A 25,906-nucleotide genomic window follows, 5' to 3' on the forward strand; every position below is an offset into this window, starting at 1 on the left:
CTGGCGGACCGTCGCCACCACACAGGACCTGCCGGAAGGCGGCGTGCGGGCCTTCGACACCGGGACGGTGGTCGGGTTCGTGCGGCGGACCGGCGGTCGGGTCCGCGCGACGTCGGGCATCTGCACGCATCAGGGCTGCCGGCTGGCCCTGGACCCGGCGCAGCAGCGGCTGAACTGCCCCTGCCACCGCATGGCCTTCTCACTGGCCGGCGAGGTCGTGAACTACAAGATCCGCNCCCCGCCGCGTCCGCTGCCCAGCCTCACCGTTCGCGAGGTCGACGGCGTCGTGCAGGTCTACGTGCCCCCCACCCCCACCTGAGCGTCCCCACCTGAGCGCTCCCACGTGAGCGCCGCCTGCCTCGGGGTGCTCGCCTGGCCGTGAAGCCGCGCCGGCGCTGGGCGGCGGTCACCATCGGGCGGTGACCGCCGCCGTGTTCAGGCCGCGGCGCTGGAGCCGGTCAGTTCGCCGGCAGGTCGACCGAGCCGTCGATGACCTCGTGGGTGCCGGTGTCGACCGCGTGCACACTCATGATTTGGTCGACGCCCTGGTCGGGTGCCTTGCTCATCGCCCGCAGGCCGGTGTCGGTCGCCGTCACGTCCTGCTGGAAGAACCTGACGCCGTTGTCGGCGAAGGTCACCGACCAGACGTGACCGGGCGGAGTGGTGATCTCGAACTCCTCGCCCGCGACCAGACCGGGACCGTCGTCGTCGTGCTGCGACTTCAACGTCCAGGGGCTGCCGAGGGAGCCGACGCCGCTGGTCTCGACCGCGGGGCCGAGCCGGCGACCCCCGCCGCCCCCGCCATCTCCGCTTCCCCCGCCATCTCCGCCGCCGTGGCCGCCGGAAGCCAATGCGGCTGGCGCCGAGAACAGGCTGAGTACCACCGCTGCGGTCGCGGCGAGAACGCCGACCGAAACTCGTGTCCGTTTCACCGATGATCTCCTAAATCGATGCGGTTCCCGGTTCCGCCGCCGACGCGGCCGGGCTGACATCTGGAGATAGGGCAACGGGTTACGGAGGCCCGGACCATCCCGACACCCGCGCCAGCCGGACCACCCTCGCCAGCCGGACCACCCTCGCCGACACCTACCGCCAGGCCGGCCGGCACGCCGACGCCGCACCTCTTTACCGTGACGCGCTCACCGACGCCATGCGCGACCACGGCCCCTACCACCCGGAGGCCATTCGCGCCCGCCGCGCGCCCACCGACGCCACCCAGCACCAGGGCGCCGACAGGCCGCCCCGACCCGAACGGCCACCGATAGCCGAAACCGGGTATTCCCGCTTCGGCCCGTAACCGGCTGGGCCGGTCACCTGCCAAGCACGGCGATCCGTCAACGCGTGTCCGGGGAACCGTCGCCGTCACCGTTCGGGGAGGTATCCGTTTCGTCGGATGGTCGGCCGAAGCCCGCCAACTTGTCGAACAAGCGCGACCGTGCGCCATCAGGCGCACCCGATTGCTCGGCGGCGCGCTCCCGCTCCGCACGTGCGCGCGCCCGCCGCCGCGGCGGAACCGCCGGAGGCGGCTCGGCCGGCACCGGACCAGCATCGGCGTGGGAATCCGACGGCGTGGGAATCCGACGGCGTGGCCGCGTCCCGATCGGCGTCGGGGGCCTCGTCGGGGCCGAGGGCGGGTGCCGGCGGCGGGGAACGGGTCCAAGCGAACGCACCCGACGCGAACAGGTCCGCGACGCCGCCTATGCGGAGGGCCGTCGCGACGCCCGCCGACCCGAACGTCCACTCCGAACGATCACGCATTCGGATTGCGGTCCGACAACTTTTTCGGCGCGCTGATAACGGCGGTCCGGGCCCGGTCCGGCGCTTTTCCGCGGCCGAACCACGGCGGTCTCGACGGAGCCGCGCGGACGGCGGCCTGCATGTCGAGCGCCTGTGTGTGGGTGAGCGCAGGTCACGCCGCGACGGCGTAGGCAGGCCGCGGGCCAGCTCCGCCACCGGGCGATTCTGCCCTAGCCCGGATCTCCGGAAGACACCGTCTTCGGACGGTATTCCAGCCGGGAGCGCGGTGCTAAAGTTCGCCGTATGGGACGCCTCGGGGGCTGGCTCACACGCTACGCGGAGAGCGTTATCTCGCTTGCCATCGCTTTTGTCGTGGCGGTGCTCAGTGTGGTGGACGTGCTCAACCTCCAGGCGGTCAACAACTCGATTCTGCTGGTCCTCGCCCTGCTGGCCATGGGAATTATGCGCGACCGCGCCCACCGGGAGGCGGTCGAGAACACGCTGGAGGCCACTCAGCAGCGGCTTGAGGCGGTGCTCACCCCGCTCGCCGAGGGGGTCCAGCGCATCACCGACATGGGCAGCACGGTTGCGCTGGCCCGCAAATCCCTGGGTGAGATGAGGATGGTTCGGGTCATTTCCGGCGTCGAGGTGACCGAAGCCCTCGCCGAGGCCCGGGCGGACACCCGTGAGTGGATGTTCAAAGGCGGCACCGGCACCTATATCAGGGCTGTGACGCTGCCCGAATGTGTGGCGGCTGCCCGGCGCGCGAGGCGCGAACTCGCGATGTCCATTGAGATCATCGATCCGACGGACCGGCTCGTCTGCGAGCGATACGCCCGGTTTCGTCATGACATGTCTCCCGGGCCGGACGGGACCGGTGAGGAGTGGACGCCGGAACGCGCCCGCAACGAGGCGTATGCCATGGTCCTCGCCGCCGCCTGGTACGAGCAGCGGTTCAACCTTCTGGACATCGACGTGCGCCTGTCCTCGGTGATGACGACGTTCCGCTGGGACCTGGCCTCCCACAGCCTGATCATCACGCAGGACGACTCGGCCGCGTTCAGCACCCTGGTCCTGCGGGGCGGACGGCAGTACGACAGCTGGAAGACCGAGCTGCGCAAGAGCCTCGACCAGGCCCGCCGGGTGCCGATGGAACTCGCCGACCAGGCTCCGCTGAGCGCACAGCCCAGGCCGGACGAGGCGCGGGCGCTGTTCGACTGCCTCGCCGTCCCACTGCCGAACGACTTTTCGGATGACGAGGTAAAGGACATCATCCGGCGCGCGATCAACCCCCGCAACCCGTACGCGTGAGGGCCGCCATGAATGCCACGGGAGCGTCCGGGACAACCCCGACAGATGCCGTCCGGAGTTCGATCTCGGCGACCGTCGAGAACTACCTCGCCGCCCTCGACGGCCTGACCGGCGGCCCGCCCGTGCCGGCCCTGCGCCATCCGCTCGGTTTCACCTGCCTGCCCCTCCTGCGCGGTCCGGTGGGTATCTGCGTCCACGTCTGGACCGCCGCGACCACGGCCACCCGGCTGACGACGTCGCCGTTCCACTGCCACAGCTGGGAGCTGTACAGCCTGGTTCTCGATGGCGCGGTCCACAATCAGTGTCTTGAACTGGCCGATTCGACCACCGACGAAGCGTACCGAATCTTTGAGATACACAGCACCGCGGTCGTCGACGAGATCCGCGCCACCGCCGACCTGGTATCTGTGCGGACGGGTGAAATGTGGGTAAACGGGACGCGTGACTTTTACCATCTCCGGTCCGGGGTCTTCCACCGCACCGTCGTTCCGGGCGGCGAGGCGTGCACGCTGGTCATCGGGCTGAGTCGGCCCGGTGGCGCGGACCGGTCCCTGGGGCCACCGGACCTGGGTTCACATCAGCGTCGCCGTCGGTACTGTGATCCAGCGGAAACGGTGTGGTTGGCGCGGGGCGCCGCCCGACATCTACGGAACGCGTCGGGAGAAGGTCTGGTCGAACAGCTCTCGGCCACTGCTGCCGGCGCATATGTCACCATCAGCGCCGAGGGGGAAATGTGAACGAAATGGGCCGTCCGTCAAAGCACGGTCCGGGCGGTGCCGAACCGGATCTGGAGCTGGCCCGCGCCGTCGCGGTCGAGGCGGCCGAAGCCGCCGGGGCGATGCTGCGGGAACGTGCCCGGGGCGAACTCGCCGTCGCGGCCAAGGGAGCAGCCGGTGACCTGGCAACCGTGCTCGACCGCGAGGCGGAGAAGATCATTTACGAGCGGCTGCGGGCCTCCTTCCCGCACCACCGCATCCGCGGCGAGGAGTTCGGCGTGTCGGGACCGGCGGGCCGCTGGGAGTGGATGGTCGACCCGCTCGACGGCACCAACAACGTCGCGATCGGGATGCCGAACTACGTGGTGGGGATTGCGCTGTGCGCCGACGGGCACCCCACGGTCGGCGTGGTCCACGATCCGGTCACCGAGCGCACCTGGTCCGCGCTGCGTGGCGGCGGGATGCGTGGGCCCCGCGGCGGCCAGGCGAGCCGGGCCCGGGAACACGACTGCGATCCCGGCCTCACGGTCGCCTGGACGCAGGGTCACCGCGTCGGGCGGCACAACCCCGCGGCGCGGGCGCTGAAGTACGTGCTCGACGGCGTGGCACTGCGGGTGCTGCCGCTGTGGGCACCGCTGCTGTCCTGGTCGATGATCGCCCGCGGTGACATCGACGGATTCCTCGGCTACCAGGCCGAGGACATCGACCTGCCGGCCGGCTACCTGCTCGCCGTGGAGTCCGGCGTGACCGTGCTGGCCCTCGACGGGGAGGTCTTCGACGGTCGCACGGGGCCGGCCCCGTGCTCCTTCGTCGCCGCCCGCCCCGAGCACCTCGACACCCTGATGAGCATCGTCGAGACGGCCGCGAAGCTGGCGCCGGAGCTGCCGGCCATCCGCATTCCGGATCCGCGGCGGTGACCGCCGCCGAGGCCGCACCGGACCGCGGCGCTCCGTCGTTCTTCATCAGCTACTCGCCGACCGACGTCCGCTGGGCGAGCTGGATCGCCTGGGAGCTCGAGGAGGCCGGCTACCAGACGGTGGTACAGGCCTGGGACTTCGTCCCCGGCACCAACTTCATGGAGTTCATGGACCGCGGGGTCACCGAGNCCCACGTCGTCATCGCGGTCATGTCCCAGCATTACCTGACGTCACGGTGGGGAATGCTGGAGTGGCAGACCGCGATGCGAGGCGACCCCGACGACCCGAAGAGCAGGCTGATCACCGTCCNGACGGACGACGCCCCGCTCGACGGGCTCCTCGCGGTCGTGACCTACGTCGACCTCGCCGGGGTGCAGGACCCGAACGCGGCCCGTCACCTCCTGCTCACGGGCGTGCGTGAATCCGTCGCCGGCCGGGCGAAGCCCGCGGCCCGGCCGAGGTACCCGCTGACCGAGGCCCTTCCCGCGCCGGGCGCGAACGCGGCGGTCGCACCCCCCGTGCGCCTGCGCCCCCGTACTCCACCGCCGTTTCCGCCGGTGCTCCCGGCCCGGCAGCGATCGGCGGACGCGGTGACCATCCTGCACCTGCCCGCGCCCCGGTTCGGGCGCGCTGCGCGGCGCGGGACCGCCGGTGCGAGGGCCGCCGCGGGCGCCGACGTCGGCGGCGAGAACGGCCCCGACCTCGGCGGCGACGTGGCCCGACTGCGGGACCGCATCTGGGGGCAGCTCGCGGCGATCGACCGCGCCGGCGGGCCGGCCCCCGACCTGCTGGTCATCGCCGGTGACCTCACCGAGACCGGCACCCGCCGGGAGTTCGACGCGGCACTCGCCTTCGTGAGTGACCTGCGGGCGATGGTCAACCTCGAACCGCGGCGCATCGTGCTGGTGCCGGGTCGCCACGACGTGTCCCGGGCGGCCTGCGCGGCGTACTTCGCGAACTGCGAGGCGGACAACACGCAACCGCGCCGGCCGTACTGGCCGAAGTGGCGGCACTACAGCCGGATGGTCGCCGAGTTCTACCAGGAGGTGGACGGCGCGATCTTCGATGCGGCGCAGCCGTGGCACCTGCTGAGGGTCCCGGAACTCGCCGTCGTGATCGCCGGGATCAACACGACGATCGCGCAGAGCCATCGCGACGCGGACGACCACGGGCTTGTCGGTGCGGAGCAGGCCGCCTCCCTGGCCCGCCGGCTCGCGCTGTTCGAGCGGGACGGCTGGCTGCGGATCGGGGTCGCGCACCACGCGCTTGCCGCGCCGTCGGTCGCCCGCGCCGACGCGATCCGCGACACCCAGGTCGTGCGGGAGACGCTGGGTTCCCGGCTCAACCTGCTCATCACCGGCCGCGGCGACGTCGCGCCCGGCCGCACCCCGATCATCGTCACGCCGCCGCGGGAGGACTTCCAGCTCCTACAGGTCCAGCCGGACGGCCTGCGGCACTGGCGGACGCCCGGGGACGGCGGCGACACGGGCACGTGGCGGCCACACCGCTGGGCCGACGCGGGCGCGACCTTCGCCGCGGCGCCGGCACACCCGGCCGGGATCGTCCGCGCCAACGCCAACGCCAACGCCGACCCCGACGCCGACGACGGGGCTGGCCAGGACGCACCCGGTGACGATCCCCGCGAGGCGGCCGCGCCGGACCCCGATCGGGAGCTGCTCGAGCAGGTCGCGGAGGTCTGCCAGGTCAGCGACCAGCAGGCCCGGATCCGGCGGGTAGGCGGGGAGGTACCGCACCTGGTCGTCACCCGCCGGGGCGACGGACTGACCTCCGTGGCGCGCATCGGCGCGCAGGCCGGCGAGGTGACCCATGCCGATCTCGAACGGTTCGCGACCACCGTGCGGGCCCTGGATCTCGATGGTGGGGCCGAGCTGGTCTCGGCCGTCACGCCCTCGGCCGGGCTGCGCGCCGCGGCCCGCAGCCGGGGGATCCGGTTGCGGAGCTTCCTGGAGTTCCAGGGGCTGCTCGATCTGCGGGAGTTCGTCGCCCGGCAGACAGCCGAGATCACCGTCGACCGACGCTATCCCCCCTCGCTGTACGTCCCGCAGCGCTTCCGCGAGATGGTCGGTGCGGTCCGCACCGTGCGTGAGGGTCTCAGCGACGAGCTGATGCGGCTGGTCGCCGAGGAGGAGGGCCGGTTCGTCCTCGTGCTGGGGGACTTCGGGCGGGGCAAGACCTTCGCGCTGCGCGAGGTCGCCCGGCGCATCCCGGCGGAGCTGCCGCACCTGACCCCGATCCTCATCGAGCTCCGCGCCCTGGACAAGGCGCACTCGGTCGACGGCCTTGTCGCGGCCCACCTGGCCAACCACGACCAGAGCCTGGCGGACCTGCGGGCCTTCCGGTACATGCTGCGCGAGGGTCGGCTCGTGCTGCTGTTCGACGGCTTCGACGAGCTGGCGAGCCGGGTCACCTACGAGCGTGCCACCGAGCACCTCACGGCGATCCTCGAAGCCACGGAGGGCGACGCGAAGGTCATCGTCGCGAGCCGGACCCACCACTTCCGCAGCGACGAGCAGGTGCTGACCGGGTTGGGTCAGCGCGTCGGGCTGCTTCCCCGCCGCCGTGTCCTCACCATCGAGGACTTCGGCTCCGCCCAGATCCGCGAGTACCTGCGCAACCGCTACCGGGACGAGGCCGCCGCGGACACCCGGCTGCGGCTCATCAACGGTATCCGGGACCTGATCGGGCTGTCCCGTAACCCCCGCATGCTGACCTTCATCGCGGATCTGCCCGCCGAGCGGCTCACCCGGGTCGCCACGGCCCACGACACGATCAGTGCCGCGCAGTTGTACCGGGAGATCCTCGACAACTGGCTCGCCTTCGAGGTCAACCGTACCCAGGGCGTCATCGGCTCCCCGGTCGGGCTGACGCTGGACGACATGTGGACAGCGGTGACCACCCTGGCACAGCGGCTCTGGACCGCCGACGAGGAACGGCTGCGCCTGGCCGACCTGCGCGAGGTCAGCCAGACCCTCGCCGGGATGACCGAGGAAGGCCCGTCGCCCGCCCAGAGCGAGCACGCGCTCGGCGCGGGCAGCCTGCTGGTCCGCTCGGACGACGGGCTGTTCGGCTTCATCCACTCGTCCGTGGCGGAGTGGCTGGTCGCCAACTGGATCGCCGAGCGGCTGTCGGCCGGCGCGCCGGGCGCCACCGCGTTGCTGGCGCGCCGGGCGCTGTCCGCGCTGACGGTGGAGTTCCTCTGCGACCTCGCCGATTCGCGGGAGCTGCGGGACTGGGCGGCGACGGTGCTGGACGACCCCGCGTTGCCCGAGACGGCACGGGCGAACGCCGTGAAGATCAACGTGCGGCTGCGCACCCCGGTGCGCGGCGACCTGCGGGGCACCTCGCTGCGCGGCGAGGACCTGTCGCACCGGGAGATGCGCGACGTCGACTTCACCGGCGCCGACCTCGCCGACACCCGCCTCGTCGGCGCCGACCTCACGGGGGCGATCCTGCGCGACGCCACGCTGGCCGGCGCCTGCCTGGACGGGGCGAAGCTGCGCGGCGCGGACCTCACCGGCGCGGACCTCACCGGCGCCCGCCTGCTCGGCGCGGACCTGCGGGACGTGCGGTTCGACCGGAGCCGGTGGCGACGCGCCCTGGTGATCAACGCGGCCGCGGCACCCGAGCTGACGGCCGTGGCGCGCGCCTCCGGTGGCGCGGTGATGCCGGGTGGGCTGGTCGAGTTCGGGCTCGCCCCACCCGCAGTGAGCGTCAACTTCGGTTTCGAGACCGGTCGGATTCCCGCCCCGGTCAGCTACAGCCCGGACGGCTCGATCATGGTGATCGCCGGCGAGGACGGCGGTGCGCTGGTCTGCGACGCCGACGGACTTCCGCTGCGGACACTGCAGGGGCACCACGGCCGGGTGCACGCCGTTCTGGCGACCGACAGCCACATCGTGACGGTGTCGACGGACTGCACCGTCCGTCTGTGGGATGCCCTCACCGGCGAGCCGATGGGTGAGCTGCGCGGGCACCAGGGCTGGATCTGGCCCATCACGCTGAGCCCGGACGGCACGCTGCTGGCCACCGGTGACCGCGGTGGCGACGTGCGGGTCTGGGACGTGTTCTCCCGCGAGCTACGGCACACGCTGCCGGGTCACGGGGAACGGGTCTGGACCGCAGCCTTCCACCCGAGTCGGCCGCTGCTCGCGACCGGNGACAGCACGGGGACCGCCCGGCTGTGGGATCCGCGCACGGGGTCGCTGGTCCAGGTGCTCGCCGGCCATTCCGGCAGCCTGTTCCGGCTGGTGTTCCACCCCGACGGCACGGAGCTCGCGACCGCCGACGAGGCCGGGGACATCCGGTTGTGGGACGTGGGGTCGGGACGGCTACGGCGGCTGCTGCGGGGCCACGAGCGGCCGGTGTACACCATCGACTACCGGCCGAACGGCACCGAGCTCGCCAGCGGCGACACCGGGGGCGTGGTGCGGGTGTGGACCCTCGCGACGGGTGAGGGACGCGTCGTGGCCCGGCACACCGGTGCCGTCTACCGGGTCGCCTTCAGCCCCGACAGCACGCTCCTCAGTTCCGGTGACAGCGACGGAATCCTGCGGCTCACCAGCACCGCGACCGACGCCCCGCTGCACACGCTCGCCGGGCACCGCGGCTCGGTGTGGCCGGCGGCGTTCCGCCCGGACAGCCAACGACTGGTGACTGCCAGCAACGACGGGACGGCGCGGATCTGGGAGACGCGGACCGGCACCTGTCACACGACGGTGACCGGGCACGGCCGCAGCCTCACCGCCGTCCGCTTCAGCGCGGACGGCCGGCTGGTCGCGGTCTGCGGCCGCGACGGGCTCGTGCGGCTGTGGGACCCCCGCACCGGCCGTCGGCTGGGCCAGCTCGGCGGGATCTCCGACCAGATGATCTCCGCCACGTTCAGCCCGGTCGACGACCGCATCGTCGGCAGCAGCAACGCGGGAACGGTGCACGTCTGGAATCTCCGACCCGTCGCCGAGGCGCTTCGGGCGCGGCGAGCGGGTCGGGCCGGCGGGGATCCGGGTGGCGGGGATCCGGGCGGCGCGTCGGCGGACAGTGGGCAGACATCGCCGATGGCGGACGTCGGCGGCGCGGACATCGGCGTCTACGAGCGCGAGCTGCGGGTGGAGACCGAGCACGTCTGGGCGGAGGTTCTCGATCCGGCCGGGGAGATCCTCGCGACCGCCAATGACGACGACTCCGTCCAGCTCTGGTTCCGCACGACGGGCCGGCAGCTCCTGGGCATCCCCGATCACCGGGGGCGGGTCCGCTCGCTGGCCTTCAGCCCGGACCGACGGATCCTGGCGACCGGCTGCGACGATCGGCTGGTGCGGCTGTGGCAGCTGACGGACGACCCGTCGCCGCGGCTGGCCGCCGCGACGGGGGCGGCCCACGGGTCATGCCTGGTCCTCGCCGGGCACACGGACCGGGTCTACGCGGTCCGTTTCAGCCGGGACGGACGCCACCTGGCCAGCGCCAGCAACGACGGGACCGCGCGGATCTGGGACGTCGCCACCGGTGCCTGCCGGCAGGTGCTCCGGCCCGGGACGGCCCGGCTGTGGACGGCGGCGTTCAGCCCGGACGGCCGGTTCCTCGCCACCGCGGGCGACGACCTGGTCATCAGGCTGTGGGATCCGTCGTCCGGCGAGCAGATCGCGGCGCTCGAGGGCCACACCAGGCGGATCTGGTCGATCGACGTCGCGTGCGACGGCCGGCTGCTGGCGAGCTGCGGTGATGACGGCACCACCCNCCTGTGGGACGTCTCCGACCTCGACGGCGAGGTCCGGGCACCGACTCTCACCCTGGTCGGGGTCCCCTCGGGATGGGCCGCCCTCGCGCCCGACGGGCGGTACAAGCTCGCCGGTGACGTGGCCGGGCAGATCTGGCACGTGATCGGGATGTCGCGGTTCGAGATCGGGGAGCTGGATGGACACCTGGGCGATGTACGGCGCCTCACGCTCGACGAACCGTTCTGAGCGGCCGGCCGTCGACGCCGACAGGGCACTGGTCGCCATCGACCGGGTCGGGATGGTGTCCTCGGGTACGGGGGCGGGAGCCGGCCGCAGGCCACGCCTCGTACTCGGGGGCCGGCGCGGAGGCCCCGATAGGGTTGAGGTGTGGCGGTATTGCAAGTCTCCCTGCTCGCGGTCGCCGTCCTCGGGGNGTTCGCGCCCCGGCTACCCAACTGGTTGGTGCCTGCATTCGTAGCGGCCGTTCTGCTCCTTTCTGGGGAGCTCACCGTCGGCGCGGGATGGGACGCGCTGCGGCCGCTCATGGCGCCACTGGCCTTCCTTCTGCTCGCGGTTCCGCTCGCGGTGATGCTCGATCGGATCGGCTTCTTCGAAGCGGCCGCGTCGTTGATGGACCGGGGCCGGGATCCGCGCCGGGGATTGTGGATAATGGCCGCCGCGGTGACGACCTTCCTGAACCTCGACGCGTCGGTGGTGCTGCTCACCCCGCTGTATATCCGACTCGCTCGAAGAAATGGCCTCGATGCCGGATTGATCGCGTTCCAGCCGGTCCTGCTGGCCTGCCTCGCGTCAAGCGCGCTGCCCATCTCGAACCTGACGAACCTTATCGCCGCGGACACTCTCGACCTCGGGATCGAGGATTTTCTCGTCCATCTCGGCCCGGCGTCGCTCGCGGCCGTCGTCGTGGGCTGGCTCGGTTACCGACGCCTGCCCGCGGCGGCGGCCGCCGTACCGCCGGTCCGCGAGCCGGTGGACCGGCGGGCGCTCTACCAGGGCCTTCCGGTCGTGGTCTTCGTGATCCTCGGCTTCACCGTCGGCGATGCGCTCGGGGTCAAGGCGTGGATCGTCGCACTGATCGCTGACATCGTGCTGGTGGCCATGACGCGGGATCTCCACCTGGGGGACATCCCCTGGAGTGCCGCCGGCCTCGCCACCGGGCTCGGGCTTGTGGCCACCACCGCGGCACCACATCTGGGACTGGAAAACATCTTCGCCGGCCAGGGCTGGGTCACCCAACTGCGGACCGCGCTGTTTGCTATTGTGGCGGCAGACACGATCAACAATCTGCCCGCACTGCTCATCAGCCTGCCCGGACTGCAGTCGGGATCGGAGCACATCTGGCCGCTCCTGTTTGGAGTGAACTTCGGTCCGGTACTCGTTCTGCACGGGGCGCTCGCCGGCCTGCTGTGGCGCAGTACCGCGGCCCGTCTGGAGGTTCAAGTGAGTCCCTGGGAGTACACGAAAACGGGTGTCCGGGTTGGAACGCCGGCCCTACTCNTCGGCTTGGCGATCGTCGTCGTGACCGACGTCGTGCTCCATTGATCCGCCGTGCCGCCCGAGCACGTTCCACCGCGACAGGATTCCGCCGTGCCAGCGTCCTCTCCGGATCCCCTCGACGCACGGTCGAGCCGGGTGTTCGACGTCGTGCTTCTTCCGCCGTCGGGTCTTGCGGCACGCGCCGTTCGGGAAAGTCGACTCCTCGCCGAACACATGCGGCGGGCCGGCAATCCGTCCCACTTCCTCCTGGACGGGCCTGATCCGGACGGCGGCCCCGGCGTCTGCGCACCTCATGTCTCGATCTTCATGTTCGCGGCCACCGCGGCGGACCTGCCCGCGGCGCTGCGCACCCTGCACGAGGTGGCCGGTGCCGCCGCGCCGGTGGCGGCCGTCGGCAGCGAGTACGCGCACAATCCGCACGGCGCTCCAGAGCTCTACTTCGAGCGTTCGCCCGCCTGGTTCGATCTGCAGCGCCGGGTCGTGGCGGCGTTCGAGCCACTGCGGCGCGGNCGGCAGCGCGAGTTCGATCCCGCGGGAACACCCCTGGCCGGGGTGCTCGGCGACCACGGCGCCACTGGCGCCGCCAGGCGGCGCCAGCTCCTGACCTACGGGTACGACGAGATCACCGATGACACAGATGATCATTTCCGGCCGCACATCACCCTCGCCTGGCCCGAACGCGCCGAACCGGCGGTGGAGCTGGCGTCCCTCCCCGCGGCGAGCACCGCGCGCGGCACGTTCGATCGGTTGGCCGTCTACGGCATGAGCGCCTGGGGCACCTGCACGGCGCCGTACGACGTCGTCCCCCTCACCGGCCCGCGTGGCCGCGTCGGAACCGGTAGTCACTGGCTGTTTACGCGGTCTCGGTGAGGATGAATCGGTTGTGTCGGCGGCGGCTTTTGTTCCTTCGGTTCCGCCGCCGTAGGCGCGCCTACGCCCTGGTTCCGTCGACCAGCGAGATCAGCTCGTCGGCGGCTGGGCCCGAGGACGCCGGGTTCTGGCCGGTGACGAGCAGCCCGTCGGTCACCACGTACGGCTTCCAGTCCGCGGCCTTCGAGAAGTCGGCGCCCTTGGCGATGAGCTCGTCCTCGACGAGGAAAGGCACGACCTTCGTCAGGCCCATGGCCTCCTCCTCGCTGTCGGTGAAGCCGGTGACCCGCCGTCCGGCCACCAGGGGGGTGCCGTCCGGCGCCTTGGCATGCCGCAGGGCGCCCGGCGCGTGGCACACGAGCGCGAGGGGCCTGCCCGACTGGTGGACCTGTTCGATCAGCCTGATCGACGCCGGGTCCTCGGCCAGGTCCCACATCGGGCCGTGCCCACCGGGAAAGAAGACCGTGTCGACGTCGTCGGCGGACACCGCGTCGAGGCGCGCCGTCGTGTCCAGTTGAGCCTCCGCGGCGGGGTCGGCGGCGAACCGGCGGGTCTGGTCCGTCTGGAAGTCCGGCTCGTTGCTCTTCGGGTCCAGGGGCGGGCGCCCGCCCCTGGGCGACGCCAGCGTGACGGCCCAGCCGGCGTCGCGGAACCGGTAGTACGGCGCGGCCAGCTCCTCGAGCCAGAAGCCCGTCCTGCGTCCGGTGTCACCCAGCCTGTTGTGCGAAGTCAGCACCATCAGGACCGTCGTCATTCCGCTCCCCTTCCGTCAGGACCGCGCCGGCCTTGAGGTCCCGGACGGTGTGGGCGAATTGGTGCAGTCCGGTGCAGGAGGGTGCAATCACGTCACTCACCGCCGGCTGCTCGCCNCCGAATATGGGAATGCCCCTTCCCATCCCCAGGCGGCGGACGGTTCGAACGTTCCGCACGGCCCTGCATCGCGCCGAGTACATCTCCTTCACTCTATGTGATCGCATGCTCGCTGTCGAGCGAGGGAGTCGGCGGGTGGCGGCGCGGTTCCGGGGATGGACGCGGACAACCTGCCGACGCTGCGGGCGGTATCCCGCGCCGGTGCGCAGATGCCCGCGTGGGGGTTCGCCGCCGCGCGGGCGATATGGTGGAGGGGCATGATCGGGCGCGGGGGGAAGCGCGAATCCATGGACTCCACAGCAGGGCCCGGTGAAGCCCGGTGGGATTTCTTCATCTCGTACGCGATGGCCGACTCGACCTGGGCCGAGTGGATGGCCTGGGAACTCGAGGAAGCCGGCTGCAGAATTCTCATCCAGGGCTGGGACTTTATTCCGGGAAGCCATTGGATGGCAGAGATGGAGAACGGAGTCCGCTATTCGGAGCGGACTATCGCGGTTCTTTCTCGTGCCTATCTCGGCTCCGTCTACGGGCAGGCGCAGTGGCAGCTTGCCCACCGCGCGGACCCGCACGGGTTCCATCGGCGCCTGATCCCCGTGCGGATCGAACAGTGCGATCAGCCGGGCCTGTTGGGCGGCATCGTGTCACTCGACCTGTTCGATCTCGGCCAGGACGAGNCCAGAACACGACTCCTGGAGCTGGTCCGTGTGCTGCAGGTCGGGCGCGCGAAACCGGGATCCGACCCGGGGTTTCCGGTGAGCCCCGCGGCCCGTGCGCCAGAAGTGATCTCCAGTGGTATCGCGCCGCCNGCCCTGACCCGGGGTGACCTGCCCGCCTTTCCGGGTCCCCCGAACGCGGCGGCGATCAGTTCCGCCGACGCGCGACGCCCGCCGTCGACGGCGGGGCCGGTCGCACCGAGAAGGAAGCCGGTGAGGTGGTTGTGGCCGGTCGTCGTCACGGTGCTCGCGGTCGCACTCGTCGGCGCTCTCACCGCCGGTCCGATGCTGGGCGGGCTGGGCGGGCTGAGGGACGCCTCGAAGGATCCCGCCGCGCCTGCTCCCAGCGGGGGCCGGGTCTCGTCCACCCCGACCTCGCAGATCACGACGTCACCAGATCCGGCAAGCAGCAGCTCGACCGCTCCCGTCGGCGAGGCGCCCGCCGGGGCCACCGGTCCCATCCCGAGACCGCCGACGCCGATCGGCACCACCGGCGCGTCGGTGCTCCCGGCCTCGGCGGGGCCGACCCCGCAGCCGGCGCAGCCACCGGTCGACGCCGGACCGCCGGGAGCGCCCGTTGTGAGGGCGTATGTCGAGTCGACGAACGTCGTCGTGGTCGTCGGAGCGCCGGGATCGGGCGGTCCGGCGAACACCTACTACGTCGCTGCGGTCAGCACCACCCACCCAGAATGCAGATTCGCAGTCTGCGACGCCAACACAAAGACCATCCACGAGCCGGGTAGCGTGACTTTTGTACGTACCACCTGCGACGTGTATGACGTGTACGCCGCGTCCGCCTATGACGACGGCACGGGAAACGTGAAGTCAGGTGGGNAGACCGGCCCCGTCAGGGTTTCCACCTGCGCCTGAGGGGAGAAGCGCCCGGAAGCGGGGCTCGCCGTGTGCTTGTCCGATGGCAGCGTGAACGTGTCCGACTGAGCGAGGCGGCCCGGGCTGGAGCTGCTCGAGGATCGGGGTGTTCCATCCGTGGCGTTCGCCGCCCGACACCGGAGGTCTCTCGTGTTCATCGCCATCCTCGACTTCGACACGGCTGTCGCCGACCGACCGGCCGCTCTCGCCCAGCTCGACGGGGAGCGGGACCAGGTCCGCGCCATGGCGGGCAACATCGCCTTCCGGGTGTACGCGTCGCGCGAGAACGGCACCCGGATCACCGTCGTTCACGAGTGGGAAGATCAGGCGTCGTTCGCCGGCTACCTCGCGTCGGACGCCTTCTCCCGCTCCGGCGCCGCGCTTCGGCCGATCATGAACGGGGCGCCGGTGAGCCGGCGCTTCCACGCCGAACTGCTGGAGTCGGTCGCCTGACCGATGCCGCGGCCAGCTCCTACGATCGGCCCGTGCGAGGCACGTCGATGACCCGCCAGGCGTACAGCTTCGTCCGGACGCTCCCACCGGAGCCCGACCGCGATCTCTGCGTCGACCGCCACTACCTCCTCTGCGCCTCCGCCGGCGCGCTGCGGCTGGAGGTGCAGGGTCAGGTGTGGGTGTTGCCGCCGGCCCGGGCCGCACTGATCGAGGCGGAGCGGCTGATCCGGGTGAGCATCCCGCGGCCGGTCACGACCGCATCGGTGCTGTTCGACACCGCCTTCACGCCGCCCCCGCCGGCACCGTTGACCGTGTTCGACCTCAGCCCGCTGGCACGGGCACTGTTGACCGAGTGCGCGGCCTGGGGCGAGAGCGACGAACCCCTGGCGGCGTACGCCGAAACCCTGTTCGCCGCGCTCGCCGCGGTGACCTGGCGGCTCGCCGAACAACCGAGCCCGGTCGTCGTGCCGGCGGGACGATCACCGGAACTACGCCGAGCCCTGCAGCTCACCGAGCAGCGACTCGGTGGCGAGCTCCGCTTCGAGGACCTGGCGGGCGAGGTAGGCCTCACGCCACGATCGCTCGCCCGGCGCTTCGAGGCCGAGGCCGGCATGACCTGGCGGGCGGTCCTGCGCCGCCTGCGGGTGCTGCGCGCAATCGAGGAACTCGCCGCGGACGACACCCCCGTGACCACCATTGCGTTCACGACCGGCTACGCCTCACTGTCAGCGTTCAACGCCGCCTTCCGTGACCTGACCGGCCGCACACCCACGGAGTACCGGGCCAGCTTCCGGCCCTGACCGGACCCACACCGGACCCCGCACCCCTGTCCACGCACCGGACCACGCACCGGGCCTGCCACGGGAGGGGGCGGCGGACGAGGGCGCCGTCGAGAGCGGGCGGGCCGGGGGAGCGCTGACGCGGCCGGGACAACCCTGTCGGCGCCGTGCTCGCCGGCCGGGACGGCGGGTGAACAGGGCCGATGAACCGTGCGGGGCGAGTTCGTACGCGGGCTTACTGTGTTCGTATGCGGAAGAAGGTCGTCACGATCGGGAACTCGGCGGGCATCACCATCAGCCCGGCCGAGCTGCGCGCTCTGGGGATCGGCCCTGGAGACACGGTCGAGGTGACCGTTCGCGCCGGGGTACTGGAGGCCCGCGCCGTGAGCCGGTACGAGGATGCCTCCCTGCCCGACCTGATGGCCGTGATCAACGCGGCCCGGACTCGGCCGTGACCTGGACTCGGCGGGAGTTCCTGGCCGAGGTGGCCCGCACCGGGGTCTTCTCGGCGCAGTACGCCGAGGATGTGCTCGTGCGCCTGGCGCACCACTCCGCGGCCATCGAGGGCAACATCCTCACCCTGGCCGACACGATCACCCTGCTGGTCGACGAACGGGTGCCCGTGGCCGGCACGCCGGTGCGCGAACTGTACGAGGTCGCCAACCACTACCAGGCGCTCGCCCGCATCCTGAGCGCCGTCGCCGACGGCGAACCCCTGACCACCAGCCTCGTCCGGGATCTGCACGCCGCGCTGATGGACCACCTGACCCACGAGCACGGCGAGTACAAGACCGCCAGTAATGGCGAGTACAAGACCGCCAGCAATATCGTCACCGGCGCGTCCTGGCAGCCCGCACCGCCCGCAAGCGTTCCGGAACTCATGCGCCAGTGGGCTGACCAGACCGAGTGGCAGACCGCCAACCTGGACAACGAGGCCCTGCTCGAGGCCATCGCCGGCGCGCACATCGCGTTCGAACGCATCCACCCGTTCGCCGACGGCAACGGCCGCACCGGCCGGACGATCATCGCCTGGCAGACCATCCGCAGATTCGGGTTTCCCGCCATCATCCAGGTCACCCAGCGACCCGCCTACATCACCATGCTCGACACCCAGGACACGGCCGCCCTGACCCGTCTGCTCGCGGTCTCACTCGCCGACGAGGCAACCCGCCGCTCCGCGACATAATCGCCGGACCCACGGCCAGGACTCCCCACTGGCGAAACCGCAACCTCAGTGTGGCCGGGTGGTCGTGTCGAGTATGCCTCGGATCACCCTTTCCAGTTCCGGAAGCTTCTCCGTCAACACCTGCCAGACCAGCGCATCGTCCACGGTGGCATAGCCGTGGATCAATATATTCCGGAATGCAACGATTCGAGGCAGCTCAGGGATCGCGGCGGCGATCTCCGGCGCAACCCGGGACAGTTGGTTCAATGCCTCGCCAATGATCTCGAACTCGCGCTCGACCGCCNCACGGAGCATCGCATTCGACAAATAATCATCAAATGATCTGCCTTGGGCGAAGTCGCGAGCGAGTTCGGCCGCGTTCGCAGCGTCCCAGAGATACTTCCGCGGATCACGCTGCATACAACAACTGCTTGGTCTGCATGACCCGTTCGCGGAAATACGGGTTACGGATGCTCGTGACACTGACAACATCGACAGCACGGCCCAACAGCCGCTCCAGCCCTTCCTTCAGGGCGAAGTAGGTGCCGAAGTAGTCGAACCCCGTGCGAGCGTCGTCGAACTCGACCAGCACGTCGACATCACTGGTGTCGACGTCGAAGGAGTTCTCGACGGCGGAACCGAACACGTCAAGACGCCGAATCCCGAGCCCTCGACACAGAGCCTGGATCTCCGCTCGTCTCGCCTCGATCAACGGATGCATGCCAACCCCCCTCTGCGATTGGGCCCGTCCGGCCGCCGCATCGCCCAGATCTGGGTATCGACACGGCTTCGCCCGCGCCGTAGGCCTCGTATCGTCGCAGTGTCGCCCAGCCGGGGCCAGCCAAACGATCGGTCGCGGCACTACGAGGCCACCGCCGGGCCGGCCGGGGCTGGGGACGTTGTCGACCTGGAGGAGCTGGGGCGGCCTGACCGTCGCCCGCGCCAGGCTTCGGCCGGCACCCAGGACACGGCCGCCCTGCCCCGTCTCCTCGCGGTCTCGCTCGCCGACGAGGCAACCCGCCGCGCCGTGACGTAGCCGTGATCACGACGCCATGCCGGCGACGCCGGTGTTCTCGTCGGCGGCGCGGTGGCGGTTGGTGACCCAGGCGTCGGGCAGGGCCACCCATTCGCTTTCGGTGACGAGTTGGACGAGGGCGCCGTCGAGGCGGGGCGGGCGGGTCGGCTCGGTCGTCGGGCAGAGCACCCAGACCGGCCGGCCGCTGGCGCGGGCCCGTTCGGCGAGGGTGAACAGCACGTCGAGGCCGCGGTCGTCGTAGCGGCCGAACACACCGGCGTCGTGCAGCAACAGCGGCGCCGGCCGGCCGCCGGGCTCGGCGTGGCCCGGCTCGGCGTGGCCGGGGGAGGCGTCGACCAGTGCGGTGAGCTGCGGTGCGGCGCGTTCCCAGGCGGTGCGGACGTACTCGGCGAGGTTGGCGGCCGCGCGGCTGCCCGGCGCGGCGGCGTCGGCGCGCAGGATCGTTGCCCAGGTCGGTCTGGGCCGCGGGTCGACCTCGGCGTGCAGCGCGTCGAGGAACACGGCGGCGACGTCGACCGGCTCGGCGGCGAACCGGTGCGGCCGGGTCAGTTCCGCGCGGGCGGCCAGGTAGTGGTTGCGCCGGACGGTGAGGGCCCGGAAGCCGCCGGCCTCGGCGGCGGCGGTGAGCCGCTGCTCGGCGAGGGCCGCGGCCGCCCGGTCCGGACTGTCGAACACCGTGCGCGCCGGCCGGCTGCCCAGATCGGTGGCCTGGCGGACGACCGGCGTCGCCCGCGAGCCGAGCCCGGCGGAGGAGAGCAGACCGTGCGGCGGCACGTAGCCGTCACGGGCCGGGTTCCATTCAAGGACGAACCCGGCGGCGGCCAGCGGGCCGTCGCGCCGGATGCGCCGGCAGCTCGGTGGTGAGGCCCGGAAAACGGTTCTGCACCCGTTCACGGATGGTCGCGACGTCCAGCAACGGCCGGTCGGGCCGCTCGCCCGGCCCCGGCTCCGGCTCGCCGAGCCGCGGCGGCCCCGCGGCCGGGAGGGGAGGCAGCACGCCGGCCTGGGCGAGGCGCAGCGCCCGGACGAGATCCAGATCGCGCGGGTAGATCTCCAGGCGGGCGTTGGTCGCGGCGGTACGCGAGGCGGCGGCCAGCCGGACGAGGCGCTGCTGGTCCAGCGGGGGCAGCCCGGCCAGCTCGTCGGCGGCCCCGACTCCGGCGGATCCGGCGCCGCCGTCCGCCAGGCCCTCGCCGTCGGTGTCGACGGCAGCAGCGCCGACGGCCGGCGCGGCACGGACCGCGGCCAGCTCCCGCAGCACGGTCGCCGGGGCGGGCAGTTCCTCGGCGCGGGCGAGCCGGTCCGCGGCCCGGCCCAGGGCGATCGCGTACGCGAACAGCGCGGGCGCGGCCGGGGTGAGCGGGCCGTCGTCCTCGGTGGCCTCCAGCGCGACCAGGGTCCGCTCGTAGAACCTGCGACGGGCCAGGCGGGGCTCGGAGTCGAGGTCGACGGTTTCGAGGGCGGCCCGGACCGCGGCGGCGAGGATGTCGACCATCTCGTCGCGCACCGAGCGGACCGCGTCGTCGGCGTGCCAGGCCCGGCGTCGCGCGGTCAGCACCTGCGCGATCCGGCCCGGCGTCACCCCGACCCGCCCGGCGACCTGCTGCTGCGGCGCCCACAGCGCCACGTCCGGCAGCATGCCGGCGGCGTCGGGCAGGCCGAGCAGCAGTCGGGCGGCCTCGCGTTCGGTGGCGTTACGCCCACCGGACAGGGCCCGGGGGAGCAGCCGGTCGGCGAGGCCCTCGACCGGTATCCGGGCGTAGTCCACGGCCCTGGCCGCTCCCGCTGCCGCTCCCGCTGCCGCTCCCGCTGCCGTAGCCGTCGTCACGGCCGGCGGCGTGTCGGCGGGCTGCTGCCCGGCGGGTGTCGGCTGGACCGGCGTGCCGGTGCTGGTGCCAGTGCCGGTGCTGGCCGGGGGCGCGGCGAGGGCGCGGCGCCACTGCCGGATTCGGGACTGCAGCTCCTGGCGGGTCTTCGCGCCGGTGCCCGGCAGACTGATGATCTCCTTGGAGCCCAGCGCCAGCAGCGCGCCGACGGTCGTCGCGTTCAGCCGGTGCGCCGCCGAGACCGCCCGGGGCGACAGGCCTGCGGCCTCCAGCGGCGTGTCGGCGCCCGCCGCCGCGGCGGCCAGGTCGCGGGACGGGGTGACCGGCACGGGCTGGGCGTCGGTCGCCGGGTGGACGCTCGGGGTCGGCGGGGTGGAGTCGGCGGCGCGGAAGACGGCCTGCCAGGCGTCGCGCATGTCCTTCAGCGACGCGAACCGCCGCGCCGCGTCCCGGTGGAGTGCGCGCGGGAAGAAGGCGGCCAGCCCGGCGCGGATCGCCGGGTCGAACGCCTCGGTGGCGACCGTCGGTGGGCCCTCGGTGAACCGCTCCCCGGCGGATCCGTCGCCCCACAGCGGCAGCTCACCGGAGGCCATCTCGTGCAGGGTGACGGCCAGGGCGTAACGCTCGGCGTGGTCGTCGTAGGTGGTGCGGGTGCCGGCNCCGAGGAACGGGTCCAGGTAGCGGGGCGTGCCGGCGGCGGTGTCGTGGACCGAGATGTTGGCCAGCGAGAAGTCGATGAGGACCAGCTGGTAGGTGCGGTTCGGCCAACGGCGGATGACGATGTTGTCCGGCTTCAGGTCGCGGTGGGCGACGCCCTCGCCGTCGAGGTAGTCGACCGCGCCGAACAGGTAGTCGCTGTAGGTCTCCAGCTCGTCGACGGAGAGCCGGCCCTCGCGCAGCTTGCGGGCCACGGTCTGCTCGCCGGCATGGTCGAGGACGAGCACCGCGCGCCCGCCGATGACCAGCGTGTCCGGGCGGGCCAGGCGGATCACCCGGGAGTCGTTGAGCCGGCCCAGCACGGACGCCTCATGTGCCAGGCGCCCCGCCCGCTCGTCGGACAGGGCGACCTTGAGAACCTCGTCGCGGTTGGTCTTCTCGTTGCGGGCCAGGAAGGCGCGGCTCGTCGAACCGGTACCGAGACGCTCCCTGATCCGCCACTCGCCGCCGACCAGGTCGCCGTGCTGGGCCTCCAACGGGTCCGCCTCGGCAACCGGTTCATCCCGCTCCGCCACGGCCGGGTCCGCCGCAGGGGTGGCCGCGGGGACGTCAGGCGGGGTGAGCTCCTCCTCGGCGAGCAGCAGCCAGTCGAGCAGCTCGCCGACGCTGGAATAGCGGTTGTCGGGCAGCGGGCAGGTCGCCTGCGCCACCACGTCGTTCGCCGCTTCGGACAGCGAGTCGACGACCTCCGCCGGGTGCAGGCCCCCCGCCTGCTCCAGCCTCGCCTTCAGCGCGTTCGGGCTGTCCGCGGGTGGCTGCCCGGTGAGGATCAGGTAGGCCAGCGCGCCCAGGCCGAACACGTCGATGCCGACCGGATCCGGGTTGGGGGCGCCGATCTCGGGCGCCAGGTAGCCGGCGGCGGCCAGTTCCAGATGCGGCAGGAACCGGGCCCGCGGGCTCCACCGCCAGTTCGCGCGACGTCGTCGTCATCGCGTTTGTCAGCGCCCCGGTGCCCGAGCCGGCGTCGCGGGCCGCCGCCTGCCAGTCGCTGATCATCAGGTTGGGCGCGAGCCAGCCCCGGCCGCCGGACGGCACGACCAGGACGCTGCGGGCGGCCAGCGCCCGGTGGTAGAGATGCCGGCCGTGTGCGTAGGCGACCGCCTCGGCCAGCTGGCGGATCATGCGCAGCCGAGTGCCGGCGTCGAGGCGGTCACCGAAGCGGTCGAGATAGTGGTCCAGGCGCATCTCGTCCGGCCGATGGCGGAAGATCAGCGCCGGGCCCGCCTCGTGGCTTTCCAACCCGTCGACCTGGACGATCCCCGGATGGTCGATCCCGTGCAGGACCAGGAACTCGCGGCGGGCGACCGCCTCCCGGTTCGCCCGCTCGGCCTCCCCGGTGGCCCGTTCGACGAGGTAGATCCGCACCCGGCGTCGCTCGGAGGCGACCTGGGCATGGGCGGCGTGGTGGTCCTGCCAGGTCGGACCGGAGTCGAACGCCGGAAACTCCAGCTGCCAGGAGCCGACCTGCTGGTGACGCCGGCTGCGGGCGATCCCGACCGTCGCCAGCAGCGTGGCCAGGGCCTTCGACAGCGCAGGGGTGATCCGCTGCCGCTCGTCGCGCAGCGGCGCGTCCAGCAGACCCGACCAGATCGACGGCAGCGCCACGCCGCCCCTACCGCCGCTACCGCCCCTGCCAGCCCCGTCGGCGTTCCTCTCGGCGGCGCCGCCCGGGGCGCCGCGCTCGGGGCCGAAGACCCAGTGAAGCTGGTGGTCGGGGAGCTCGACCCGCAGGGTCGGGTTCGACAGGAAGACCGCCGGCTGGATGAACGGGATCTTCGTTCTGCTCGCGCGGCCGGCGTTCTCCAGCAGGGACCGCAGCTCCTTGGACTTCTGGTTCGCCAGGTGCAGCGGGTTGTCGAAGATCCGGGTGTTGCCCGAGTCGCGGTGCTGGGTCCAGTTCGACCCGGCCGCGGTCAGCCGGCCGACCAGGCTCTTGATCTCGATGAGGTAGACGCCGCCGCGGGCGACGACCAGCAGGTCGACCTCGCGGATGTGCCCGGTGGTCGCGGTGAAGGTGAAGTTCGACCAGGCGCGGTACGGCTCGGCGTCCGGCAGCAGCAACCGGACGTGCTACAGCGCCTCCCGCTCATGCGGGAACTGCGACGGCGTGACCGTCTCCCACCGGCCCTGCCCATCGCGCNCCCCGTCNCCCCGCCGTGTCCGCGGCCCCGCCCCCGGCTGCCGCGCCCGCTATGTCGCCACCCGTGACATTAGCCCTGCCCCTAGCCCTAGGGGTCACTACATTAGGATAATTCGCGAGGATCTTCCGATATGTGAGGGAGTTGTTCGCGGGTGACGAGCACGGATCCACACGGCACGCCGGGGACGTGGTGGAAGACCAAGGCCGACATGCGCAACCCGGTCGACCTGAAGACCGACCAGCCGCATTCGGCCCGGATGTACGACTACTACCTCGGAGGCAAGGACCACTTCCCGGTCGATCGGGATGCCGCCGAGCGGACCCTGGCCGTGTTCCCGAACGCCCGCATCGCCGCTCAGGCGAACCGGGCATTCATGATCCGAACCACCCGTCATCTGGCCGCGCAGGCCGGGATCCGCCAGTTCCTCGACATCGGCACCGGCATCCCCACCAGCCCGAACCTGCACGAGGCCGCCCAGGGCATCGCGCCGGACGCCCGGGTCGTCTACGCCGACAACGATCCTATGGTGCCGGGTAGTGTGCACGGTGTAGAGGGCCGTGACCCGCACCGACAGCGAGGGTGGGACAGTGGGAGAGCTAGGCGCCGGATTCGTCAGGGTGTCCACGGGTAGCCAAGACGAGATATCACAGGTCAAGATCCTCACCGAGGAGTCCACTCAGCGCGGAATCACGATAGTAAAGTGGTTTAAGCTTCACGGGTACTCTGCCAGTCACGGAGCGCAGGAACCGGCCTTGCGTGAGGCAATCGCTGATATTCAGCGCAGGGAGTACACGACTCTTTTGGTTACCGAATCATCGCGCCTTGACCGTCGCGACGATTTGGACGCGCAAGCGGAAATCCTGCTCGGTATTCGTTCGGCGGGCGGCGACATCATCTCGATTGCTGAGCCTCAGTTCGGCAAGACAGATTTTGCCGGCCGTATCGTCACCCTTGTCGCTCAGCACGCGAATGCCGAGAAGTCCAAGACGGTAAAGCAAACCACANATCGCGGCATCTCCATGATTATCGCGAACAATGCGCATCACGGCCCACTGCCGGCATTTTGGGCGGCTAAAGGGGAACGCTACGCGAAGCAAGCATACTGTGCTGACTCGGAATCCGTCAGGGACATTTACGAGCGTGTCGCCAACGGCGAATCCCTGTTGTCCATCGCTCGCCTCTACGACCTGTATGCGGCATCGATTAAGAACCTTGTGCGTTTTGCCGCGAATCACACGGGGGTTGAGGAATGCCGGTACACGCATGAAGGCGTAACCGAGACATGGGCGCATGAGGTTGCCCCTGTGGTCGAAAGCCCGCTGTGGTGGCGCGCTAACAACGTGCTCGCCGCGAACATGACGGATGCCAGAGTGAATAAGGGTGGCCGTCCCGTGGCACAGGCCGTCAACTGGATTAGCGGCGTCTTGGAATGCCCCCAGTGCGGCGGGAGGCTTTACGTTAACGCCGGTCTCGCAAAGTCCGGCAACCCGCGCACTCCTAGGCTTCGCTGTGGTGGCCACGCCAAGCAACGCAAGGCGTGCGGTGAATTCAAGGGCTGCGACGCCCTGCCCATGATCGACGTCATTAATTCCATGCTTATCAACGACACGACACCTATTCTCGCATTTCAGCGCGTGGNGGGTAATGCTCACGAACTAGACGAGATGCGGGCAGAATTTGCCAAGATCCAAAGTCGGCTGTCCGTAACGGAAGACGATGACGAACTAGATGCGTTGGTTGCTACGCGCAAGGCTCTTCGGGTGGCCATCGAACAATTCACGCTTGTCCCCGACGTGTACGACTACGCGGAGACCGGGCAGACGGTTAGCCACATGTGGACGACTGGCGACACCGACGCCAAGCGGGGAATGGTCAGCGCTATCGAAAACTCGTGGGGGCTGACGCTCTCTAAGCATGGCGGAACGTGGGGAATCCAGATCGGTACGGGATTCACGGACACGAGCGGGGTGGACGGAATTGTCGACCTTGGCAACGGATTGTGCTTCCGCTGGGAAAGCGGCGCACGGAACGGGGTTTCAGCCTCCCCTACGCGCCGCTAGGTGGCTCGCGGGGGGCAGGAATGACGAGCACGATCTTTCCCGCCTCCAAGTGCCTGAGCACGTTAGGGAGCCTAAAATCGGCCGCGAGAATCACGACAATCTCACCGTGCGGGAGGGGATCAAGGTCGCTAAGAGCGTCCGGAATATCATCCCCCGAGGTGGGGTCGGATGGCCGTGGCGATGGGGTGGGGTCATCGCTGGCGGCCGGAGCGGGGGGCACCGCGAGTCTCCTTTCCGGCTGATTTTCGTGGGCCGCTATAGGTGCCGCTGTCGCTAGCGGGGTCAGGCGTTAGCGACAGCGGCACTTATCTATGTGTGTCCGGAGATCGCGTCGGGATATCGCGGCGGCAATATCCGCTCGCGCCACCCCGCGTCGGTTGCCTCGCCGAGGGCCGCCGGCACCGCCTCCCCGCTCGCCGAGGGCCGCCGGCACCGCCGAGGGCCGCCGGCACCGCCTCCCCGCTCGCCGAGGGCCGCC

Annotated in this window: 17 protein-coding genes and 8 pseudogenes; 16 read left to right on the forward strand and 9 right to left on the reverse strand. The window is 71.1% G+C overall.

Annotated elements, in window-relative coordinates; genetic code table 11:
* The coding region (locus FF86_RS28570; protein WP_206779069.1) for a Rieske 2Fe-2S domain-containing protein at window positions 1-235 on the forward strand (235 nt) is incomplete at both ends.
* Window positions 236-458: 223 nt separating this feature from the next.
* On the opposite strand, the gene FF86_RS28575 is transcribed toward FF86_RS28570, so the two are convergent.
* Window positions 459-932 carry a hypothetical protein gene (locus FF86_RS28575; RefSeq protein ID WP_044888275.1) on the reverse strand — a complete coding sequence of 158 codons (474 nt, stop codon included), beginning with the start codon at window positions 930-932 and terminating at the stop codon, window positions 459-461.
* 1,108 nt (window positions 933-2,040) lie between these two features.
* On the opposite strand from FF86_RS28575, the gene FF86_RS28580 reads away from it, so the two are divergent.
* The 8 genes and pseudogenes from FF86_RS28580 to FF86_RS28600 form a co-directional block, all read left to right on the forward strand.
* Window positions 2,041-3,048: a hypothetical protein gene (locus FF86_RS28580; protein WP_055410661.1), complete on the forward strand. Its 1,008-nt coding sequence runs from the start codon at window positions 2,041-2,043 to the stop codon at window positions 3,046-3,048.
* A 122-nt stretch (window positions 3,049-3,170) separates the two neighbouring features.
* Window positions 3,171-3,785, forward strand: a complete 615-nt coding sequence (locus FF86_RS28585; RefSeq protein ID WP_128423412.1) for a hypothetical protein — start codon at window positions 3,171-3,173, stop codon at window positions 3,783-3,785.
* A 5-nt stretch (window positions 3,786-3,790) separates the two neighbouring features.
* Window positions 3,791-4,681 carry an inositol monophosphatase family protein gene (locus FF86_RS28590; protein WP_044888277.1) on the forward strand — a complete coding sequence of 297 codons (891 nt, stop codon included), beginning with the start codon at window positions 3,791-3,793 and terminating at the stop codon, window positions 4,679-4,681.
* On the forward strand, window positions 4,678-4,869 hold a 192-nt coding region (locus FF86_RS59910), incomplete at its 3' end, for a toll/interleukin-1 receptor domain-containing protein (protein WP_242419801.1). The genes FF86_RS28590 and FF86_RS59910, both read left to right, overlap by 4 nt.
* A 1-nt stretch (window position 4,870) precedes the next feature.
* A pseudogene (locus FF86_RS59915) lies at window positions 4,871-4,990 on the forward strand (TIR domain-containing protein); the annotation flags it as partial.
* Between the two features lies 1 nt (window position 4,991).
* Window positions 4,992-8,858, forward strand: a pseudogene (locus tag FF86_RS59920) (pentapeptide repeat-containing protein); the annotation flags it as partial.
* Window position 8,859: 1 nt separating this feature from the next.
* A pseudogene (locus FF86_RS59925) lies at window positions 8,860-10,429 on the forward strand (WD40 repeat domain-containing protein); the annotation flags it as partial.
* A 415-nt stretch (window positions 10,430-10,844) separates the two neighbouring features.
* Window positions 10,845-11,928, forward strand: a pseudogene (locus tag FF86_RS28600) (SLC13 family permease); the annotation flags it as partial.
* Window positions 11,929-12,859: 931 nt separating this feature from the next.
* On the opposite strand, the gene FF86_RS28610 reads toward FF86_RS28600, so the two are convergent.
* Complete coding sequence (locus tag FF86_RS28610; protein ID WP_242419802.1) at window positions 12,860-13,537, reverse strand: type 1 glutamine amidotransferase domain-containing protein; 678 nt, start codon at window positions 13,535-13,537, stop codon at window positions 12,860-12,862.
* 286 nt (window positions 13,538-13,823) lie between these two features.
* On the opposite strand from FF86_RS28610, the gene FF86_RS36735 reads away from it, so the two are divergent.
* From FF86_RS36735 to FF86_RS28635, 5 genes are all read left to right on the forward strand, one after another.
* On the forward strand, window positions 13,824-14,342 hold a 519-nt coding region (locus FF86_RS36735; protein ID WP_242419803.1), incomplete at its 3' end, for a toll/interleukin-1 receptor domain-containing protein.
* 1,059 nt (window positions 14,343-15,401) lie between these two features.
* Complete coding sequence (locus FF86_RS28620; RefSeq protein ID WP_044888282.1) at window positions 15,402-15,704, forward strand: putative quinol monooxygenase; 303 nt, start codon at window positions 15,402-15,404, stop codon at window positions 15,702-15,704.
* A 47-nt stretch (window positions 15,705-15,751) separates the two neighbouring features.
* Complete coding sequence (locus tag FF86_RS28625) at window positions 15,752-16,504, forward strand: AraC family transcriptional regulator (protein ID WP_044888283.1); 753 nt, start codon at window positions 15,752-15,754, stop codon at window positions 16,502-16,504.
* A gap of 227 nt (window positions 16,505-16,731) precedes the next feature.
* On the forward strand, window positions 16,732-16,938 hold the full coding sequence (locus FF86_RS28630; protein ID WP_044888284.1) for an AbrB/MazE/SpoVT family DNA-binding domain-containing protein: 207 nt from the start codon (window positions 16,732-16,734) through the stop codon (window positions 16,936-16,938).
* On the forward strand, window positions 16,935-17,669 hold the full coding sequence (locus FF86_RS28635) for a Fic family protein (protein WP_052681546.1): 735 nt from the start codon (window positions 16,935-16,937) through the stop codon (window positions 17,667-17,669). The genes FF86_RS28630 and FF86_RS28635 overlap by 4 nt, the downstream gene beginning before the upstream one ends.
* Before the next feature lie 45 nt (window positions 17,670-17,714).
* Here the strand turns inward: FF86_RS28635 and FF86_RS28640 are convergent.
* The 7 genes and pseudogenes from FF86_RS28640 to FF86_RS59950 all read right to left on the reverse strand — a co-directional run.
* On the reverse strand, window positions 17,715-17,952 hold a 238-nt coding region (locus FF86_RS28640), incomplete at its 5' end, for a DUF86 domain-containing protein (protein WP_242419804.1).
* Window position 17,953: 1 nt separating this feature from the next.
* Window positions 17,954-18,140 (reverse strand): annotated as a pseudogene (locus FF86_RS64465) (hypothetical protein); the annotation flags it as partial.
* Window positions 18,058-18,369 (reverse strand): nucleotidyltransferase family protein, encoded by a 312-nt coding sequence (locus tag FF86_RS28645; protein ID WP_055410649.1) that lies wholly within the window; start codon window positions 18,367-18,369, stop codon window positions 18,058-18,060. The pseudogene FF86_RS64465 and the gene FF86_RS28645, both read right to left, overlap by 83 nt.
* Window positions 18,370-18,690: 321 nt before the next feature.
* Window positions 18,691-19,578 (reverse strand): hypothetical protein, encoded by an 888-nt coding sequence (locus FF86_RS59935; RefSeq protein ID WP_242419807.1) that lies wholly within the window; start codon window positions 19,576-19,578, stop codon window positions 18,691-18,693.
* Window positions 19,484-21,169 (reverse strand): annotated as a pseudogene (locus tag FF86_RS59940) (BREX system serine/threonine kinase PglW); the annotation flags it as partial. The pseudogene FF86_RS59940 and the gene FF86_RS59935, both read right to left, overlap by 95 nt.
* A 1-nt stretch (window position 21,170) precedes the next feature.
* A pseudogene (locus FF86_RS59945) lies at window positions 21,171-21,880 on the reverse strand (protein kinase); the annotation flags it as partial.
* Complete coding sequence (locus tag FF86_RS59950) at window positions 21,777-23,288, reverse strand: NERD domain-containing protein (protein ID WP_242419805.1); 1,512 nt, start codon at window positions 23,286-23,288, stop codon at window positions 21,777-21,779. The pseudogene FF86_RS59945 and the gene FF86_RS59950, both read right to left, overlap by 104 nt.
* 288 nt (window positions 23,289-23,576) lie before the next feature.
* Between FF86_RS59950 and FF86_RS28660 the strand changes: the two are divergent.
* A pseudogene (locus tag FF86_RS28660) lies at window positions 23,577-23,897 on the forward strand (SAM-dependent methyltransferase); the annotation flags it as partial.
* An 88-nt stretch (window positions 23,898-23,985) separates the two neighbouring features.
* On the forward strand, window positions 23,986-24,372 hold a 387-nt coding region (locus FF86_RS59955; protein ID WP_242419806.1), incomplete at its 3' end, for a recombinase family protein.
* Window positions 24,373-25,906 lie beyond the last annotated feature (1,534 nt).

It is taken from the genome of Frankia sp. CpI1-P, from assembly GCF_001421075.1.
Lineage (GTDB): Bacteria > Actinomycetota > Actinomycetes > Frankiales > Frankiaceae > Frankia > Frankia torreyi.

Excerpts from the sequence above, each read along its gene's own strand:
- FF86_RS28580 (WP_055410661.1), top strand. The coding sequence starts at position 2,041 with ATGGGACGCCTCGGGGGCTGGCTCACACGCTACGCGGAGAGCGTTATC.
- FF86_RS28590 (WP_044888277.1), top strand. The coding sequence starts at position 3,791 with ATGGGCCGTCCGTCAAAGCACGGTCCGGGCGGTGCCGAACCGGATCTG.
- FF86_RS28610 (WP_242419802.1), bottom strand. The coding sequence starts at position 13,537 with ATGGTGCTGACTTCGCACAACAGGCTGGGTGACACCGGACGCAGGACG.
- FF86_RS28625 (WP_044888283.1), top strand. The coding sequence starts at position 15,752 with ATGACCCGCCAGGCGTACAGCTTCGTCCGGACGCTCCCACCGGAGCCC.
- FF86_RS28630 (WP_044888284.1), top strand. The coding sequence starts at position 16,732 with ATGCGGAAGAAGGTCGTCACGATCGGGAACTCGGCGGGCATCACCATC.
- FF86_RS28645 (WP_055410649.1), bottom strand. The coding sequence starts at position 18,369 with ATGCATCCGTTGATCGAGGCGAGACGAGCGGAGATCCAGGCTCTGTGT.